Origin of the sequence: Gimesia aquarii (assembly GCF_007748175.1) — a bacterium.
Lineage (GTDB): Bacteria > Planctomycetota > Planctomycetia > Planctomycetales > Planctomycetaceae > Gimesia > Gimesia aquarii_A.
On record NZ_CP037422.1, the window covers coordinates 6,816,979 to 6,835,798 of the forward strand.

Consider the following 18,820-nt stretch of genomic DNA (forward strand, 5'->3'; position numbering starts at 1 on the left):
CCTATTGGATTCAATAGCATAATCGAAGCGAACGTTCCAAGACGATAGTTGGATTGTCCAGGTACGCTTAGTATCATAGTTCAATGCGTCGCTTTTGTATGATAAAATGCAAAACTTCTACGAAGCTGAAGAAAGTCATGGTGTTTCATGATTCGTTACCTCGCACTGTTAATCACTTTGTTATCAATTGTGCCTGCAGAAAGCGCCGACTGGCCTCACTGGCGAGGACCGAACCGCAATGACGTTACTTCGGAGCCCTCCGGCTGGGACGGAAAGTCGTGGCTCAAGGGAGAATTATGGAGCGTGTCTGTCGGCGAAGGCAGTTCATCTCCCCTGGTCGTCGGCAACCGAGTCTATCTCACAGGCTGGTCTAACAATCGTGACACGATCATCTGCCTGGACGCCGAAAGCGGTAAGGAAAAGTGGAGACAGACATACAACTCGCCGCGATATGGTCGCTTCTCCATTGGTGACAAAGGTCTGTACTCAGGAGCATGTTCTACTCCCGAGTATGACTCGGAGACCGGTATGCTATTCACGCTTGGTGTTGATGGAGACCTGCATGCCTGGGACACGCGAGACAAAGGCCGACGTGTCTGGTCGCTGAATCTTTATGAACAATACAAGGCCCAGCGGCGGCCCGAAGTTGCTGTACGCAAAAAGACACGGAGAGATTACGGCTATATGAGCTCGCCACTTGTCATCGGCAATCAACTCATCGTGGAAGTCGGTGGCAAAACTGGTAACCTTGTCGCGTTCAATAAACGAACCGGCCATGAGCTGTGGAAATCAGAGAATCGGGATGAAGCCGGTCACACCGGTGGTCCCGTGCCGATCGTTATTCAGGGGGTCCCTTGCGTAGCTGTCCTGACACTGCGGAATCTTGTCGTGACGAGGATTGACAGCCCGAACTCAGGCCAGACCGTCGCCGTTTATCCCTGGACTACGGATTTCGGCAACAACATCGCGACACCAGCCGTGAGTGGAGATTCGGTGATTATTACCTCGGCCTATAACCATTTCTCAATGTGCCGACTTAAAGTGACACTAAACGGGGCAACAAAAGTCTGGGAAAACAAATTGGCATCGGGAGTCTGCAGTCCGCTCATTCACTCTGGTCACGTGTACTGGGCTTGGCGTGGAGTTCACTGCGTCGACTTTAAAACAGGGAAAGAACTGTGGTCTGGCGGAAAAGTCGGTTCGCAGGGCTCCTGCATTCTGACTGGCGATAATCGTCTGATCGTGTATGCAAACAAGGGTGATCTATCACTCGTCGAAACAGCAAAACGATCACCTCAAAAATACACACAACTTGCCACTGAAAGCATTCTATCGAAAACCGATGCCTGGCCCCATGTCATCCTTGCAAACGGTCGACTCATTTGTCGTGACAGGAGCGGTAATGTCCGCTGTATTGCAGTCTCTCGGAACATGAAATCGCAGACAAATTAAACCGTCGCATCGACTTCGTCCAAAGTCAGATGCTAGCCAGATTTCCGGCTGTGAATATGGTCTACCAATCAGTAGCCGCCATAGGCAATCGCTTTGACTTACTGAATGATACTCTGCAACATCATTTGATTTTGGCTGATTAGAGGGCGACCCGGTCAGCTTTATCGCAGGTAGGAAATTTTGGAACTTTTCCTATAACCGCGGCGTCTCACTGGAAAGCGATCCTTCTCTTCAAAACCAAGGAACCAGGACGATGAAATGTGTAGCAATGAAAACACTGTGTATCACGGTCTGTTGTTTGCTTTCCTTTGCACACTGTGCTCGGGCCGGGAACCCGACTTGGATGCTTCATCCCGATGAACCCGGCAAACTGAAACAGGCGGGCATTCACATTGCTTACAGGCTGGTCGTCAATGATGTGGAGCACCCCGAATACGCCTTTACAATCACAGCCAAAGCACCCGAAGGAGTTGACGCGCTTGATGCAATGATGTCGATTAACAACAGCAAAGGGCTTGTAGCAATGCAGGGTTGGAGCGACTCCGGGGGGAAATGCGTCTCCGATTTCACAGTCGGAAAGCAGGCGTTGAAAGACGCCGGATTTATGGTGCAACTCTACCGAGGAAAACGGACCTATCCCTTCTCTGCTTCGGGACGCTACGTGCTTTCGCTTGCGGAGTTTGCAAGCGACCAGCGCTACTGTAGCGGGAAGATTGGAATCACAACTCCGGCCAAGAAGTCGGATCTCCGCATTGTCGCTCCGATCCAGCGCGACGGACCATGGCTCACCATTGAAGTTACGCCAAAAAGTGCCTTAAGCAACCACCACTACGACTTCCACATCACCGTGGAGGGACGCGCTAATCAGCATTTCCAAATACGCAACAGCCAGCCGATCACGAGGAGCGACATCCGGCTTGCCGATCTCAATTCAGACGGTTTTCTTGACATCATGATCGTGGGAGGTGTCGACCATCGAGGTCAAGACTGGTACAAAACGTTGATCTACGATGAGGGCCAGAGGAGGTATCGTTGGATCAACGATGAGTTGAACTCGATCGACTAATCACTCCACTGGAACTACGGTTGATCGCGTGTTCTGAAATTGAAAAACTTAGCCCACCGCTCGGTTAGCTCAAACGTTTAAGTGAGACAGGAACATCATGAAAATATTTCTAATCATCTTTGCCGTTGTTGCGTGCCATCGACAGTTGCGCGCCGATGATCAACATCAACTTGTCGAATATCCGGTGGATCGATCAATTGTCGACATCAAGAATGAATTCAGTCGCAATAATCCATTCTACAAACAACGGGCTGGGGCTTTCTACGAAATCAAGTATGTGGCCCCGTCCGCAGAAGCGCTGTTCCGCATTGCAAATGTACGGCCTGAACAAATGCCGGGAACTCTCGACGCTTTGCGTGCGTTCGTTTATGATTGGCTTGATGCCTACGTACGCGGAAACGGAGCCATTGGCTCAAACGAACTTGCGACTTGCGTTGCAAGATTGGACAAAAGATTCGATTTGTTGTTTGACTCTGCGCTGCAGCGAAAACTGTATCGAATCTGGCGGGACGATGAAGCTAACAAACTCCGTTTTCTGATCAAATATCGGAAGGGCCATCACAGTGCGACTGTCAAACCATTGCGTACACAAGACTCGGCGGCTGGGTCGGTCTCAAATGGAAAGTCATCACTGTCGAACCAGTGATGCTCGGCATTATTCGGAAAACTCAATCCATTCTTCGGGCATTTCTGTAATCGGCACATTTCGCTTGCGCATTACTTTAGTCTGACAAGATTCAGTTAGAGTTGCGGTCAAACGAATCCATAATCGAAGGCATGGGCGATTCGTCGGATTTTGCTAGCGAACCTTTTGAAGCCGAACTGTGTCGTCCTGCTGATTAAACTTTTTTTGCTTATTCAAGATGAACTCAAGAACATAAGGTATCGAGGGTTATGAATATTCAAGTCGCCAACTACGACTCCGATCGCGACTTGGAAGCGGTCAAGCGGCTTTGGCATGAAATCGGTTGGCTGCGCGACAATTCCGAAACAGAGCAAACGCTTCTGCAAACGGAGTTGGACCTCGGACCGGTCCGGGTTGCCCGCATTGAGGATGCTACCGAGTCGATCGCCATGGGAGCGAACGCGATACTGCAATATATGGATTCGGAACTGCCACTGGCAGCGGTCACCGGAGTCGGCACAAGTTGGGTGGCCCGCAAGAGAGGACTCGCCCGCCGCGTAACAGCCCGACTCATAGCAGATATGGCCGCTGAAGGGGCAGCATTGAGTATGCTTGGGATCTTCGACCAAGGCTATTACGATCGGCTGGGTTTCGGCACAGGGAGCTACGACCACCGGGTATCCGTGCAACCACAGGACCTGTGCGTTCCACTTCCTCAGAGGGCACCGAACCGGCTTTCGTCAGCTGACTGGGAAGAGATGCATGCGTGCCGCATGCGGCGAATGAAGCGACACGGGTACGTCACCTTTACTTCACCTACTGCTACACAATGTGAGTCCATTCGCGACGATCGATTTGGATTCGGCTTTAGAGATAAAGCAAACGAAGCGTTGACTCACTATCTCTGGTGCCGCACCGATGATTTCGAGTCGGGTCCGTATCATGTCATTTCGATGGTCTATGAAAACCACAGGCAACTTTTGGAATTGCTCGGCACACTTAAGAGCCTGGAAGACCAGGTCCAGTTGGTCACGCTGTTCGAGCCACCAGATATTCAGTTGCAAGATCTAGTGTCGCGCCCGTTTTATCGCCTTGCCACATTAAACGAAGGGAAGTTTGGCACCGGCATCCGCAGCTACGCTGTTTGGCAGGCACGCATCTGTAATCTACACGCTTGTCTAAAAGAGACGCGACTGGAATGTGAACCACTACGCTTCAATCTCGATTTGAAAGATCCAATCGCCGAATTCCTTGACGACACCCAGCCATGGCGCGGCGTGGCCGGGCAGTACGTTGTGACACTTGCGAACGAATCGGAAGTCGAGCAAGGGAACGTAGCCAACCTGCCAACACTCACTGCAACAGTCGGCGCGTTCACGCGCCTGTGGCTGGGTGTGCGACCTGCAACCGGTCTGGTGGCAACCGATCAGCTAAACGGTCCCCCTGAGTTGCTTACCCAACTCGACTCTGCATTTCGGCTACCTGCCCCCTCCTGGGACTGGCATTTCTAACAAGCTAAGTTACGGTCTTAAAAATTCCAAGAATCACAATCTGCTGTCCTCACTTTTGCGACAGAGTCAGTCCCGAATCCTCATCTCCTGTACGAAAGGCGTAAACCTGTCAATCCGAAATTGAGGCGCAGTACTGTCTCGATTTGATTCATTCTCATTCTGAATGACTGAAATTTTGCTTTGAAACTCGTTTAATCATGGTCAAAATGAGTGTGATCATAGAGAATTGGATCGAAATGTGTATGATCGAGTAACCAGAAATAAGGAGCTTTTAAGGCTTTGGGAGTCTGTTTTCATTCACAGAAATCGTTGATTCACTTCATTTCACACACTTCATCGTGAACTCAACCACGTCAGGCAAGCATTAGAAAGAGAGTACAAGCGTGAAAATTTCGCGAATCAAGGTTTACCAGGTGGACTTACCTTTGCTGGAAGGAAAATACAGTTGGTCTGAGGGAAAAAGTGTTGATGTGTTTGACTCGACTGTTGTCGAAGTTGAGACAGATCTTGGGATTACCGGCTACGGCGAAGTCTGCCCGCTGGGTCCGGTCTATCTTCCCGCTTATGCACGAGGTGTCCGCGCGGGGATTGAAGAGTTGGCACCTGCACTTCTCGGCGAAGATCCCCGGCAATTACTCGTCATCAATCATAAGATGGATCGGGTGCTGAAAGGGCACCCCTACGTCAAGTCCGCCATCGATATCGCATGCTGGGATCTGCTGGGGCAGTTAACAGGAATGCCAGTTTGCGATCTGCTCGGTGGTCGCTATGGCGAAGATATCACCCTGTACCGGGCAATTTCGCAACGTCCGGCCGAAGAAATGGCGGAAAACATTGCACAATACCGTGCCGAGGGATATCGACGTTTTCAGTTGAAAGTAGGAGGCCACCCCGATGACGATATTGCCCGTATTCGTGCAGCTCGGGAAGTACTGGAACCGGAAGACAAACTCGTGGCTGATGCCAACACCGGCTGGTTAATGCATGAAGCGATGCGTGTGGTGAATGCGGTGAAAGATATCGACGTGTATATCGAGCAACCCTGTCTGACCTACAATGAGTGCCTCAGTATCCGCCGCAATACCACGTTGCCGTTTGTGCTGGACGAAGTGATCGACTCCACGGCGGCCATTCTTCAAGGCGCATCCGATAGTGCCATGGATGTCGTTAATATTAAGATCAGCAAATTTGGTGGATTGACACGCGCCAAGCAGGCGCGCGACTTGTGTGTCTCACTGGGGATTGCAATGACGCTGGAAGACAGTTGGGGCGGCGACATCGTCACCGCTGCCATCGCGCATCTGGCGCAAGGAACACCTCCCGAATTTCAGTTTACATCCACCGACTTTAACAGCTATGTAACAACGTCAATCGCCGAAGGAGCCCCCCAACGCGTCGGCGGACGCATGTCCGCTTCGACAAGTCCGGGTCTCGGGATTCGACCAAGGATGGACGTGCTGGGCGATCCAGTATGGACCAGCGATTAAAGAGGATTCGGTTTCTTCTCATCCAGACCTGTATTTTCAACGCCTTCATTTTAAAATGTAAATTTCGTTCCCTCTATGGATTCCCGTCTGACTCAGTTGCTGACTTGCCTGGATTCACCTTCGGGATACTCAAGAGCGTTGGTGTCACGGCGACGGTCAGACACTTCTTTGTTATCTTCCCGCCTTTAGACTTCTCCTGAGATTGCAGCGAGCGTTGACCGCCGATCAAAATCGTTTTGCCCGGCTCGGCTAACACGTGCGTATTGATACAGCGGCAAGTCAACCCCGGAACAACGTTCCCGCTGATATTGATAGCGTTGTTGAAGTCGCGATGAGAGGCTTCGACCTGTAACTCCAAACGAATCTTGCCATCAGGCATCACAGCTGTGACACTTTCGATCCGAGTACCGAACTCGTGCCACTCGACGCTCGTTTTGCCGGATTGCTGAGGAATGAGAATCGGAAACTCTCCACCGCTGAGCAGATTGGCGGGCTGCCCGGGAGTAGTAATGAGTGATGGTTCGGCAATTACCTTAAATACTCCCGCTTTGCGAAGCCGCTGCCCGGTCGTTGAGAATTGACCGTGTTCGTCGAATAGTTTTTCTGGCGCCTCTTGCTTGCAGCTATTGCACTTTGGGACTTCGACGTTGAATTCGCACAGCTTGACCCCGTCTGTGGCGAGCTTCTCCAAATCGAATTCAATGAGCTTTACGTCGACTTGGATTTGCTGGACAACACCAGTCAGCCGGTATAGTTTGCGAATTTCGTCTTGAAGCTCTTGCAGGGCTTTGAGTTTTTCTTTTAGTTGCCGCTGATTGCGCAGCGACGTGGCCTGACTGCGCAGACGCTGTGCTTCACTGTTAAGCCCAGCGGCTTCGAGATGATTGGCGGCTTGTTCCAAATGGTAAACTTTATCACTTGCCTCGTCCACCAACTTCGGAACCGCCTGCTTGATCTGCACCGCCGAATCCACCAGATCCGGTGCGTCAGGCAGAAGATCGGTCTGCGCATAAGAAGTACTAGCAAAAACCAAAAAGAGAATACTGCAGAGATACGTACCCGTGCGCATGATGGGACTCCATTCCATTAACGGGGAGAAGTTCGCTCTCTTCCACAGAGAGCTTTGCGCGGGAGTGTACCATTTATGCAGTCAGGGGGTCAATTGGACTTGACGCCCACTAAGATATAAGTTCGCCGCGGCTTGATCACTAGTCAGGCACCAAGTGGTATCCCACCAAGTCGTACCTTTTGCCAAATGTGCGATTTAACCAAAGTTTCCTCAAAACTTGATCGAACTATTGATGCAGTTAACAGAGACGTCTCAATTGGTTCATGAACATCACTTAAATTCTGGAGCAAAAACGCAGCCGAACAAGACAATGGGATCACTTTAGCAACGCACTGAAATACCCAAACAGTGACCTTCCTCAGATAAACGGTGCCATGCCTTGTACGATTCTATTGTCGTAGAACACTTTGAATTGATTTCATTGGTAAATCTGCTAAAGGACGTACTAAAAGAAACTGAAGAGTGAACGTGGTCGACTCTCCGCGCAGAGCTGTTATGCCTGGCGCGGCTGTAATTTGCTTGACAACTCGTCTCTGGTCAAATAAGGTTCCATCAATTCTGCCCTTAATGGGTGATACCGAAATAATTCAGTCTAACTCAAGTTGCATGGATGAAGCTAGTGCGAAACCACGACATACCACATGACGAATTGCAGTGGCGTGACAACGGTAACGGCACTGGTTCGTGGGAGATCTACGTGCGCTGCGATCTGATTGGCTCGGTAAAAGTTGACATTCCCTCACGGCATTCCGACGGACTTACGCGAACACAAGAAAAATGCCTGCAACTCGTCCGAGACCTGACTCCAAAAATGAAGCCAGCGCTCACCGAATGCCTGCGAAAATATGCGATTGCGTATTTGAGCGCCGACCTAGACGAAGACGAACTGTCTTTTGTGTCCGAATACGCTTCAGTACCATATCTGGAACATACCGACACGCCCTATGTGTTCCTTTACGCTGATTCACCCGTCGACGACGAACATGGAGTCTGCTTTTTGATCCGCGATCGCGATGTGCTTTGCTGTTGTCACGGAGACGAATCGCTGCAATTCAATGGTTGGGACAACACAGCAGCGCTCGATGAATTGGCAGAGGATGTCACGTAACAATCCAATGCCCCCGAACACGCACACCGGGTGTTTTCAAATGGTCAGTCGAACGCGCGTGCTGGTTAAATAGATTTTGATTCGACGTTTGGCAGAACCACTGGAGAATCGGGGTTGATGACTCGATTTTGACAAGCTATTCACTGGGCTTCATACGAGCAATACTTTCATTGTTGTACTAAGCCCAAACTTGGTGGAATTTCGTTGGCGTAGGGTTAAAAAACTCAGCCGGTATTAATATGCAGGATTATGCGACACTAGTGCCTCTCTTGATCTAATCAACTAATACACCTACAACAATAAATATTCACACCTATTTTAGAATTGACTTCATACAACTGAATGCAGGAAATCCATCGGTATTTGCAGATTCATCGCGAACCGGAAAACAGTTTACGTTTCAAATTCTCTATGAGTTGCTCAACAAGTATCATGCTGTTTTCTCAGTTTGTTGCGTTTTCCGTTGATTAATATTTGCTGAAGATTAGTTCTAAGTATTAAATCTCAATGAAGTCACACCTTCATATCTTGAAATGTGATTTAGACCAGCTATCATGCTCAGCTCGCTGGCAACAGATTCAGCATCATGGAACGGGGGCGTCAGCGACGGCCGTTCATCGGCAACTTAAGATGGACGCATAAATCAAGACGACGATTCGCGTTTTCCAAACCAACCCTCCATTTATATCGGGTCATATTGAATCGGATTGTCAATAATTGCATTAGGAAAAGGATCGATGATATAATGATAACTTGTCACAAATGTCGGAAGCAGTTGCAGCATCGAAATGGTTTCACACTAATTGAACTTCTCGTCGTCATCGCAATTATCGGAATTCTTGTCTCGCTGATTTTGCCTGCGGTTCAGCAGGCGCGCGCAGCCGCACGACGGGCTCAATGCAAGAATCATTTGAAGCAATTGGGGCTGGCGTTACACAATTTTGCATCGACTTACGACGGCGACTTTCCGTTGATAGGAATTCACTCCGGTGACCCAGGTGAGTATCGTTCGTGGGCGATCACGCTGCTGCCGTACCTCGAACAGAAAAACATTTATGAATCCTTGAAGCAAAACCCGGCATTCGATTTGAGCAACGTTACCATCCCTGTTTACACATGTCCCGATGACAGCTCGGCATCAGGTGTACCAGGAGAATTGACATACGTGGTCAATTTTGGCTACACGGGGCGCAGTTCGATCAACTCGGCCCCGATCGGAGTCGGATTCATTCAAAAGCCTAGTTTTGTGCATCCAAGTGTCCCGTTTAGTGTCATCGCGACAAACCGCCATAATACAGAGACGGCCGACGGCGGATGGGGGACAGGAATGTTCTGGTCTGACAAGCATGTGAACCTCTCGCACGTCAACGTTGGCGATGGTACGTCGAACACGGTTGCGATGACAGAAAATCTGTATGCTGGCAGTTTCTCGCATAATGTGATCTACTCCGGCAGCAGTCTCCCGGTCTCCGGGAGTCCCGGCCTGTGTAATGTCGCGTTCGGTATTGGTGACGACGGCATCCAACTGCAAGGTGAATCGTCTGCTGGTAACGACACGGCATTTCCAACCTCGCTGCAGATTATCTCAACCGATCTGGAGCGTTATGGAATTAACGCGGCTGTTTCACATTCCGCCGGTGGATCGCACGGCTTGATGCCGGCGCCCAATTCACGGCATACCGGCGGTGTAAACATGCTGTGGGTTGACGGTCGCGTGACTTTCGTCAGTGAGAATATTAACCAGGAAGTTTATGCGATGTCACTGACGTGGAACGGTGCCAGCCAGGGCGAAGGGACTTCCGGGCAATATTGATCAACCTCTTTGCGTTACGTACGCACTCAAATTGATTCCTCTTTCATCCCATGCGGCGATTGAACTACGTCTCGCGGCCGAGATCGTTGTTTGTTGTTGAGTAAACAGCCCATGAGTCGCGTCGAGAGCAGGGGTGCTAAAGACCTTCAGGATCCACAACTCTTCGTTTGGCTGCAATCATTTCACGAAACTTGTCGACTGCGGCACAGCAAGTAAACCGGCCGTTTTAAAAACAATCCTTAGGGTGACGACCTGAAAATACCTCATACTCATACACTTTTTATATTTCGAAAAGAGCAATCAACGACTGCCTACACTTTTGAAGTAAAGTTAGTTCCCAATATTCATCTCCTGTGTGCCGGTTCTTATCGGGTAGAATGCGTCTGCGCAGAATCTGTTTGCTCGTGCGGGGGGGTTGCTCTCACTGCCTGACTGATCCTGATTCACTTAAACTCAATGGAGATGACCTAATGTGTTGTTCTGTGCTGCATCGTTCTCTGCTTTCGTTCTGGTTCACAGATTGTGATCTGATTTCGAACCATCATCACAAATGGCGTGAGTGGGTCAAGCAGATTACTTATGCGCGTTATTGTCTCGACATTGGTAAATTCTGTCCTGAAACGCATCGATTTTTAAATGAAATTCGTTTGATTGGGTTCAAAACAAACGTGATCAAAGGGAATGTGTTCGAGATGTATCGTAGCAAACTCTCAAAAACAAGGGACTTTTATGGTGATAACATCCGCAGGGGTGAAGATATGCACTCGAAAAAAATGAGCGCCTCGCGCGCGCGACGCAGATCACAGAGTTTCGCGAGTAGCGCGGTGGTGTCAAGTTGAATTTAAACACTGAAAATACGGAAGCGTTATTGCGTTTCAATAGCCTCCCTTTTGTCAAGAGAATATTTTGAGTAGAACCGCTTTGGAAAAGACTGGTGATTGTTGCACTGAATTTACAACAGGGAAGACTCAAACTCCTTCGGCACACTGGTAAGTGTTTCATGCCCGTCGCGGGTCACGAGTACGTCGTCTTCAATGCGTACGCCTCCCCAGCCTGACAGGTAGATGCCTGGCTCCACGGTCACAATCATGCCCGGCTTGAGTTCTGTGGACTGGTTGGCTCCGAGACGCGGACCTTCGTGAATGTCGAGACCGATGCCGTGCCCCAGTCCATGCGAAAAGTATTTTCCAAATCCTGCTTTGTCGATGATTTTTCTTGCGACGGAATCGACCTTTTTACATGTCACTCCCGGTCCTATGGCTTCGATGGCAGCACACTGCGCCTTCAAAACCGTGTTGTAAACTTTTTCCAACTTGCTTGTAGGTCGACCGTGGATGATCATACGCGTCAGATCGCTTCGATATCCTTTTTGGGTCATAGCGCCCCAGTCGACCAGCAAAAAAGGAGATTCCCCAATTCGTTTCTCGGACGGTATCGCATGCGGTAACGCTGCCCGCTCGCCCGCTGCGACGATGGGATCGAAGGCTGCTTGTCGAGCCCCGAAACGTCGCATGGCATGTTCTAATTCGTGTGCCCCCTGCAGCTCGGTCATGTCCTTCGTCAGGATGGCGCGCAAGACACCGAAGCCCTGTTGTGCCTGTTGAACGGCTTTGCGGGTTTCCTCGATTTCCGAAGCATCTTTCACCATCCGTAGCTCTTCGACAAAACTGTCAAGGGGGGTCCACTGGATGGCAGGTGTGATACCACTCAAAGAGTCTAAGAGCGAACAGGTCACAACATGGCTTTCGAATCCAACCTTTTCCAAATGTGCTTTTTTCAAGACTTTTTCCAGAGCCGTTGTCATCGACTCGGTGGACGGGCGAATGTAAACATCCAGACCGGGACATTCCTCCTCGATTTGAATCGTATATCGGGCATCGCTGATCAGAACGGTTTGCGCTTTTCCAATTAATAAGTAGCTGGAATCCCCCCCAAAACCGGTAAGATAGGTCACATTCGTTTCACTGGTGACTAACAGTGCTTCGACTCCCATGCGTTTCAGGAGTGAATTCAATTTTTTCTGTCTGGCGGCGATATAGTCTTTACTCATGGGATTCCTTTATGAACTAGTGCTGATAGTCGCACTAACTTGCTGTTTTTTACGCGATTTACTTCTATAAATTTTGCTGACCAACTGTTACATTTTTGTAAGTTGCCATCTGGCTCGCTATGCCGATCAAAGCGATTATGGAAATGATTCCATTTAAAACGGTCAAAGTCGGATCTTAATCCTTTTATGAGAAATTTGCGAAGAAAAAAATCCGAAGTTTCTGTTTCTTCTCCTGAGGTGCTATGATTTTATTACTTTTGATTAGGATATGCCCCTGCTTCCTCTCTCTATTTTCGATATCGATTTTTCATGGACCAGAACCAAGACGAACAAATCTTTAAAATCCAGGACATGGATTGTGTCGAAGAAGTTTCCGTGTTGAAACGGGAAATTTCCCCACTCGTCGGTGGAGAGGAATATCTGTTTTTTGACATTCTCAATCGAAGAATGACAGTCAAGCCATCAACGCAACCTGTTTCTGCGGAAGCAGTGATTCAAGCCATCAATGAAACCGGGATGCGGGCCGAGATCTGGGATGCAGAGAAACAACAAGCGGAATCCGGTTCATTCTGGTCGAAACAGGGACGCTCTCTACTGACTGGCTTGAGCGGTGTGATGATGTGCTCAGCGTTTCTGACTCATATCATTTTAGCAGGCAGTTTCAGCGCTGCCCTGGGTGCGGAAGAAACGGTCAACGCATCAATGCCGTTGCCTGTCCGTCTGCAATATCTGGCAGCCATCATCACAGGAATCTGGTTTGTGCTGCCTAAAGCCTGGTTTGCATTAAAGCGATTACGACCGGATATGAATCTGTTGATGTGCATCGCTGTGATTGGAGCGCTATTTATAGATGAGTGGTTTGAAGCCGCGGCTGTCGCGTTTCTGTTCGCCTTCTCACAACTGCTGGAAGCCTGGAGTGTGGGTCGTGCACGCAAAGCAGTCGCGGCGTTAATGGACCTGACAACTCCGATTGCCCGTATTCGCGATGAGCAAGGAAACGAAACGACGGTCACACCCGAGTCTGTGGAAGTCGATACGATTTTTCTCATCCGACCGGGCGAAAAAATTCCGTTGGACGGCCGAGTGGTAAAAGGGGAAAGCGAAGTCAATCAGGCGCCCATTACAGGCGAATCGATCCCCATCATGAAACAAGTTGATGATGAAATTTTCGCAGGGACGATTAATGGGGACGGCCTGCTGGAAGCGAAATGTACCAAACTGGCGGAAGATACCATCCTTTCACAAATCATTCGCATGGTGGGAGAAGCGCAGACTCGCCGTGCGCCATCGGAAGTTTGGGTCGAAAAATTCGCTAAAGTTTATACACCAATTGTCATGGCGGCAGCATTGTTGATTTTGCTGACTCTGCCGCCTCTATTGCAAATTAGCTGGCACGATTCGCTTTATCGATCACTTGTGCTGTTAGTCATTGCCTGTCCTTGTGCACTTGTGATCTCCACGCCGGTCAGCATCGTGGCTTCGCTCGCAGCAGCAGCCCGGAATGGGGTGCTGATTAAAGGGGGCGAATTTGTTGAAGCACCTTCCAAATTGAAAGCGTTAGCGCTGGACAAAACAGGTACGCTCACACAAGGCAGACCTGTCGTCACCAAAATTGTTCCGTTGAACGGTCACACCGAATCAGAGTTACTTGAACGGGCCGCCGCACTGGAAGCGCACAGTAATCACCCTCTGGCGGTAGCAATTCTGGACGCGGTTGAAAAACAGAATGTCAAATATCAGCCGGCGGAAGACTACCAGATTATTCAAGGTAAAGGCGCAACGGCGCTGATTAATGGGCGAGAATTCTGGCTGGGCTCTCATCGCTACCTGGAAGAGCGAAATGAAGAAACTCCCGAAGTACACCGGCAGCTTGAGGCGCTTTCGAACGCTGGTCAAACCGTAGTCGTTGTCGGGAATGAAACTCATGTCTGTGGTTTCATCGCTTTAGCAGATCGTGTGCGCGAGACATCGGCGGATGTGATTCGCGACCTACACCATGAGGGTGTAAAACAGCTTGTCATGCTGACGGGTGACAACGCGGGCACTGCTCAAGCGGTTGCTGAAGAAGTGGGTATGGATACCGTGCATTCCGAATTACTGCCGGAAGATAAGCTCACCGTCATGGAATCGCTGGTGGAAGAATTCGAGTACGTGGCGATGGTCGGTGATGGCGTGAATGACGCGCCCGCAATGAGTCGTTCGACTTTAGGAATTGCGATGGGAGCCGCTGGCAGTGATGTCGCCATCGAATCGGCTGACATCGCATTAATGACAGATGACCTGACCAAAATCCCGTGGCTGATTGGTCACTCGCACCGTACGTTGCGCATTATTCGTCAGAACATCATCTTTGCGTTGAGTATCAAAGTGTTATTCATGCTGTTGATGGTCTTTGACCAAGCCTCGTTGTGGGCAGCCATCGCCGCCGACATGGGGGCTTCACTGCTCGTCATATTCAATGGCCTGCGTTTGCTCCAGACGCCGGCAACGACAAAGCTGAAAGAAGTGTGACTCATTGTCACCGCGTTTACTTTGTATACTCGCTGCGACTTTCAAAGACTGCTTCTGGAATTTCCGATCCCGTAATCGCTTTGAAAATCTGATTGAGCTGTTTGCGGTATACTTCGTTTACATCGACGACTTCACACCCTCTGCCCTCGGCTTCGCGAATGAGTTCCGTTTCTTCGGGCAGCTGACTGATATCCATCACAGTCATTGTTTCGCGAAGGTATGCAGGATTAAATTCGGTCTTGCCAGGTCCCAGTTTTAATTCAGGGTCGGTCTGAATGACGACGTCAGAAAGAGTATCGTATAAATTGGCAAACGGGACATAACGAACATCAAACATACGCGCGATTGCCTGGGCTGCTTTGTCGTTACCCGAAGCAACACTGACAACAGCGCCCTGTTGCACCAGGCTATAAACGATGGCTTTTGTTAAACCACTGCTACCCAGGACGAGAATATTTTTACGCTGGAAGGCACTCGTTGATCCTGTCGCATGCTCTTCAAAGGTGGCTTCGAGACTTTTCACTGCACTCCGCCGCACTGTATCGTAAGCGTGCCAACCATCTGGCTGATTGAGTTGCAAATCCCCGTAACCGGTCGCTTGTGATGATTCTTCCAGATGCTCTGCCAGCGGTAAAATAAATTCTCCCATACGCGGGCTCACCACTAATGAGCGAATTTTTAGAATCCCCAGCATTTTATGAACTTGTTTGAAATCATTAATCATCAGTGGCAGGCAAATAAAATCCAGCCCCAACTGTTCTGAAGCTTTATTGAAGACTTCCACTGTGCGTCGTTCTGCGATACCTAAACCGGCAACACCGATAAAGCGTGTTTTGGCTGAGATTTTTTTGTGATGATAGACTTCATCTAATTCTGCCAAGGTCGGTTGCCCTTCGAAGGCTTCCATCCCTTTTTCCAGAGCAGCATAGATCCAGGGAGACCCATACTTCAAACCGAGTAATGAAAAGGTGATGCCTGCGGCTCCCAGCCCTAAACCGACCACCGGAATCTCCCGTTTCTGGCTGATCGCAGCGAGTAAAGGCCAGGCCGTTTGCAAGGTGGGAGTCGGCCAGGTGAATTTAATGATATCTGCCTTGGCATCTTCCATTTCATCAAAGATATCATCTACCGCAGCCAACGGTTTCATTAAACTCGTATAGCTAATAACACGTTTCGTTTTTCCGAATCGCGGAATCTGTTGAGCGGTCTCCAGATCTAGTTCGATATAAGCAGGTTCTGCGATGATGGCCTGCTTCAGTAGATTGATCCGTTCTGACTCGGTCCCTTTGAAAGACCCTCCCTCCTCGGGTCGACGACAGGAAACCAGAATGGGTACATCGAAGCCGGCGATCAAGTCTCCAATATCGGGGGTTTTAATCAACCGATCCAGGCAGAGCTCCACCAAATCAGATTGTGCAGCAGCATTTAGAATATCCACTTTGGCAAAGCTACGGGATTCGGGAGTCACGGAGGTACAAATCATGCTGCTTCACAATCAATCTGAAATGAGATGGTAGAGCCAGAACACTTTTACAAATCGAAGCCCATCAATTATGCCAGATCTGTGTTGTAATGAAAGCGCCAATCTTGTTCTTCGGCAAATTTATTGACACGCTGATCGTTTTGTCTCTTTTCAATAAAAAACGCTTCCTCAGATGATAAAGTAGAGGAAGCGTTTTGTTTTCAAATCAGAAACAGGACCACTACGAGGGACTGACTCAAAAGTTACGCAGTGGTTTCTTTTTACTATTTTCTGATTAGCGTCGCAGGAGCCAGTGGAGGTCGTGCTTTGGCGGATTGAGCTGGTTTTTGGACCGGCTTTTGGAGTGGTTTTTGAACAGCTGTTACGCAACTACCAGACGAGCAGGAATCACAGTTGCATTCAACGGTCCACTTATATCCGCATTTCTCACAAGTATAATTATGCTTTTTCAGAACACGAACCGTTTTGATTTTCCCACATTTTAAATCACAACATTTCTGCCAGGGAAAACGTACGGGAGGAATACAGATATCCTTGCATTCAATATAGTAACAATGCTTTTTGACTTTTAATGTTTCCACATGCATTCGACAGGTTTTGCAACCCTGTGAACAGTAATTGGTGTTTCCACAAACACCTTTCGTCTGATCATAACAGGGCACTTGAGATTCGGCAAAGTTCCGGTGCCCACTTATGAGCGTGGCTGTGATCGCCAGTAAAATCATTCCTGGATATTTCATATTACTCATTTCCTGAGAGATTAATTTTTTAGTATCACACTTTTAAATCAACACTATTCTGCTGTTAGAAGTCAACCATGAATCGTGCTCCAAAGATGTTTGACCGACCACCGGTGAAGCCATCAATCGGACCACGATCGTCAATTTGAGCATGGATATAGTTGAACTGCAGGCGGGCATGCGAATTCCACCACCAAACCATACCAAACGTGAAGTTGCGTTCGTCACCACCAGTGATATCAGCATCAGTTAAGTTGAGGTAAGAATAGCGAGCAGCAATCTGCCAGGCCCCCCAACCACCGGCTTTGCCATCATCGCAGGTGTTGACTAAGAAAAAGTTTTCCAAAGGTTTCACACGAGCAATAGTACCTGTTCTACGATTGATGGGCTGGTACTCACCTGTCAGGAAGTAGGCTGCTTGCACATATGCACCATCGAAAGTGAGATCGGGTCCATCATTACCACGTCCCACATTGGTAACCTGGTATTCACTCACAACTGAGAACGATCCGATGTTCAACATGAATTCGAAACCGAGCGTATTAAACCAGTCTGCTCCGGCAATTCGACCTGTATTTAACCAACGCACACTTCCCGTACGTGCTTCGGGTCGAGTTCGAAACCGGGCTTCGTTGTTATCAGAACTGGGTTCTACCACGTCTCCATCCGGATGAGCCCACATATCGGCAATCCCCAGATGCAAGTAGCCACGACCGCCAGAGGTTTCATCATACCAGGGAGTTCCTGCCAAACGACCGTTCACACTCATTTGCCCTGCATCACCAACATAGGTTCCATCACTGGCAATATTCTCCAAATTATAAATACCATAGCGCCAGTTCCAGGTTTCGTCTTCAGAAACACCATAAGCGGCGATCCCCAAACGTCGGGCATCTTCATTGAATGCTTCGATTACCAGAGGACGTTCCAAGAACGTGTTGTAACGACTACTATTAAGGTGATCCATACCCAGGGGACGCTTCTGGTTACCAATCAAGAGCGTCTGAAAGACGGGTAGGTCCTTCCATCCGATATAAACATCTTTGAATGCAGGATCTCCGGGATTACCAAAGTCGTACTCGAATTTATAGAGCATGTTATCTTTAATATCACCGGAAACACCGATACGCAAACGACGAAATTCAAAACGGTTTTCTGGATCGGCTGGGTCTGCCGGATTATTAAAGGCAGCAATCCCCGGTGTACTATCAGAGAAATTCCATCCATCTAAATGAATTCGACCGAAGACTTTTAGGGTCGTAACTTTGGAAGCATCTTTTGCCTTTTTCGCCTGTTCGGACTCACTGAATTTCTTCCAGTCCTCTTCAAGAGTCGACAGGCGACTTTCCAGTGCGGGGTCTCCTTCGGCATTACGAAAACTGTTAATGAGCATTTCATCTGACTCATCAAGACTGCCTCCCACTTTTTCCAGTTGGGGTGGTAACACCGTGGCTTTTGCTGGCGCTGATGGTTGAGCCTTGGTTTTCTCCAGTTCCTGAATTCGACTCTCGGCGGCCTCTAATCGCTCGAGTAATCTTTCCAATTTATCAGAACTGATTTTAGTGTCTTCAGCAAAGCTACTCTGAGAACGGAAGATCGTTCCTAAGAGAAGTAGAAACCCTGCAAATTTAATGAACGTGCGCATACTCATCCCTGATGGTTGATCGCCTGGAAGTCATGACAAGCGATTCTGTACTAAATTTACGTGTTATGCGGCTATGTACGAATAGTCCGATTATGAGGGTCTTATCGGCTGTTCTTTTTTTAAGCGAATATTAAGAAACGATGAAGGACCTTAACATTTACCCCTTCAACGCGCACACGCCTGAAAGAAAACCTAACCGTTACAGTTTAACATTTAAAAGGTGTTCCGATTTGAACTTACCCTCGGTAAATGAGTGATTT

Annotated in this window: 14 protein-coding genes; 9 read left to right on the forward strand and 5 right to left on the reverse strand. The window is 48.9% G+C overall.

The annotated features are described in order from the left end of the window. Nucleotides 1-147 precede the first annotated feature (147 nt). The 5 genes from V202x_RS25715 (at nt 148) to V202x_RS25735 (ending at nt 6,141) form a co-directional block, all read left to right on the forward strand. Nucleotides 148-1,452: a PQQ-binding-like beta-propeller repeat protein gene (locus V202x_RS25715; protein ID WP_145179689.1), complete on the forward strand. Its 1,305-nt coding sequence runs from the start codon at nt 148-150 to the stop codon at nt 1,450-1,452. Nucleotides 1,453-1,705: 253 nt separating this feature from the next. Continuing rightward, nucleotides 1,706-2,518, forward strand: a complete 813-nt coding sequence (locus tag V202x_RS25720; protein WP_145179691.1) for a hypothetical protein — start codon at nt 1,706-1,708, stop codon at nt 2,516-2,518. Between the two features lie 97 nt (nt 2,519-2,615). Next, nucleotides 2,616-3,164, forward strand: coding sequence for a hypothetical protein (locus tag V202x_RS25725; protein WP_145179693.1), 549 nt, complete (start codon nt 2,616-2,618; stop codon nt 3,162-3,164). Nucleotides 3,165-3,412: 248 nt separating this feature from the next. Continuing rightward, on the forward strand, nt 3,413-4,654 hold the full coding sequence (locus tag V202x_RS25730) for a GNAT family N-acetyltransferase (RefSeq protein ID WP_145179695.1): 1,242 nt from the start codon (nt 3,413-3,415) through the stop codon (nt 4,652-4,654). A 383-nt stretch (nt 4,655-5,037) separates the two neighbouring features. Further along, nucleotides 5,038-6,141, forward strand: a complete 1,104-nt coding sequence (locus V202x_RS25735) for a cis-3-hydroxy-L-proline dehydratase (RefSeq protein ID WP_145179696.1) — start codon at nt 5,038-5,040, stop codon at nt 6,139-6,141. A gap of 73 nt (nt 6,142-6,214) precedes the next feature. Here V202x_RS25735 and V202x_RS25740 read toward each other — a convergent pair whose 3' ends face one another. After that, on the reverse strand, nt 6,215-7,210 hold the full coding sequence (locus tag V202x_RS25740) for a hypothetical protein (protein WP_197993098.1): 996 nt from the start codon (nt 7,208-7,210) through the stop codon (nt 6,215-6,217). Between the two features lie 619 nt (nt 7,211-7,829). Here V202x_RS25740 and V202x_RS25745 point away from each other — a divergent pair. The 3 genes from V202x_RS25745 to V202x_RS25755 all read left to right on the forward strand — a co-directional run bounded on the left by V202x_RS25745 (nt 7,830) and on the right by V202x_RS25755 (nt 10,970). After that, nucleotides 7,830-8,318 (forward strand): hypothetical protein, encoded by a 489-nt coding sequence (locus V202x_RS25745; RefSeq protein WP_145179701.1) that lies wholly within the window; start codon nt 7,830-7,832, stop codon nt 8,316-8,318. A 745-nt stretch (nt 8,319-9,063) separates the two neighbouring features. Beyond that, on the forward strand, nt 9,064-10,131 hold the full coding sequence (locus tag V202x_RS25750; protein ID WP_261343748.1) for a DUF1559 domain-containing protein: 1,068 nt from the start codon (nt 9,064-9,066) through the stop codon (nt 10,129-10,131). Nucleotides 10,132-10,601: 470 nt separating this feature from the next. Then, entirely contained in the window at nt 10,602-10,970 is a 369-nt protein-coding gene (locus V202x_RS25755) for a hypothetical protein (protein ID WP_145179705.1), read from the forward strand. Between the two features lie 113 nt (nt 10,971-11,083). Here the strand turns inward: V202x_RS25755 and V202x_RS25760 are convergent, their stop codons facing one another. Continuing rightward, a complete protein-coding gene (locus tag V202x_RS25760; protein ID WP_145179707.1) occupies nt 11,084-12,181 on the reverse strand; it encodes a M24 family metallopeptidase in 1,098 nt (365 codons plus the stop codon). 309 nt (nt 12,182-12,490) lie between these two features. Between V202x_RS25760 and V202x_RS25765 the strand changes: the two genes are divergently transcribed. Then, nucleotides 12,491-14,692: a heavy metal translocating P-type ATPase gene (locus tag V202x_RS25765; RefSeq protein WP_197993099.1), complete on the forward strand. Its 2,202-nt coding sequence runs from the start codon at nt 12,491-12,493 to the stop codon at nt 14,690-14,692. A gap of 16 nt (nt 14,693-14,708) precedes the next feature. Here the strand turns inward: V202x_RS25765 and V202x_RS25770 are convergent, their stop codons facing one another. The 3 genes from V202x_RS25770 to V202x_RS25780 all read right to left on the reverse strand — a co-directional run bounded on the left by V202x_RS25770 (nt 14,709) and on the right by V202x_RS25780 (nt 18,560). Further along, nucleotides 14,709-16,175: a type I 3-dehydroquinate dehydratase gene (locus V202x_RS25770; protein WP_145179709.1), complete on the reverse strand. Its 1,467-nt coding sequence runs from the start codon at nt 16,173-16,175 to the stop codon at nt 14,709-14,711. 263 nt (nt 16,176-16,438) lie between these two features. After that, on the reverse strand, nt 16,439-16,915 hold the full coding sequence (locus tag V202x_RS25775) for a hypothetical protein (protein ID WP_145179711.1): 477 nt from the start codon (nt 16,913-16,915) through the stop codon (nt 16,439-16,441). Nucleotides 16,916-16,979: 64 nt separating this feature from the next. Beyond that, entirely contained in the window at nt 16,980-18,560 is a 1,581-nt protein-coding gene (locus V202x_RS25780) for a porin (protein ID WP_145179713.1), read from the reverse strand. Nucleotides 18,561-18,820: the final 260 nt, after the last annotated feature.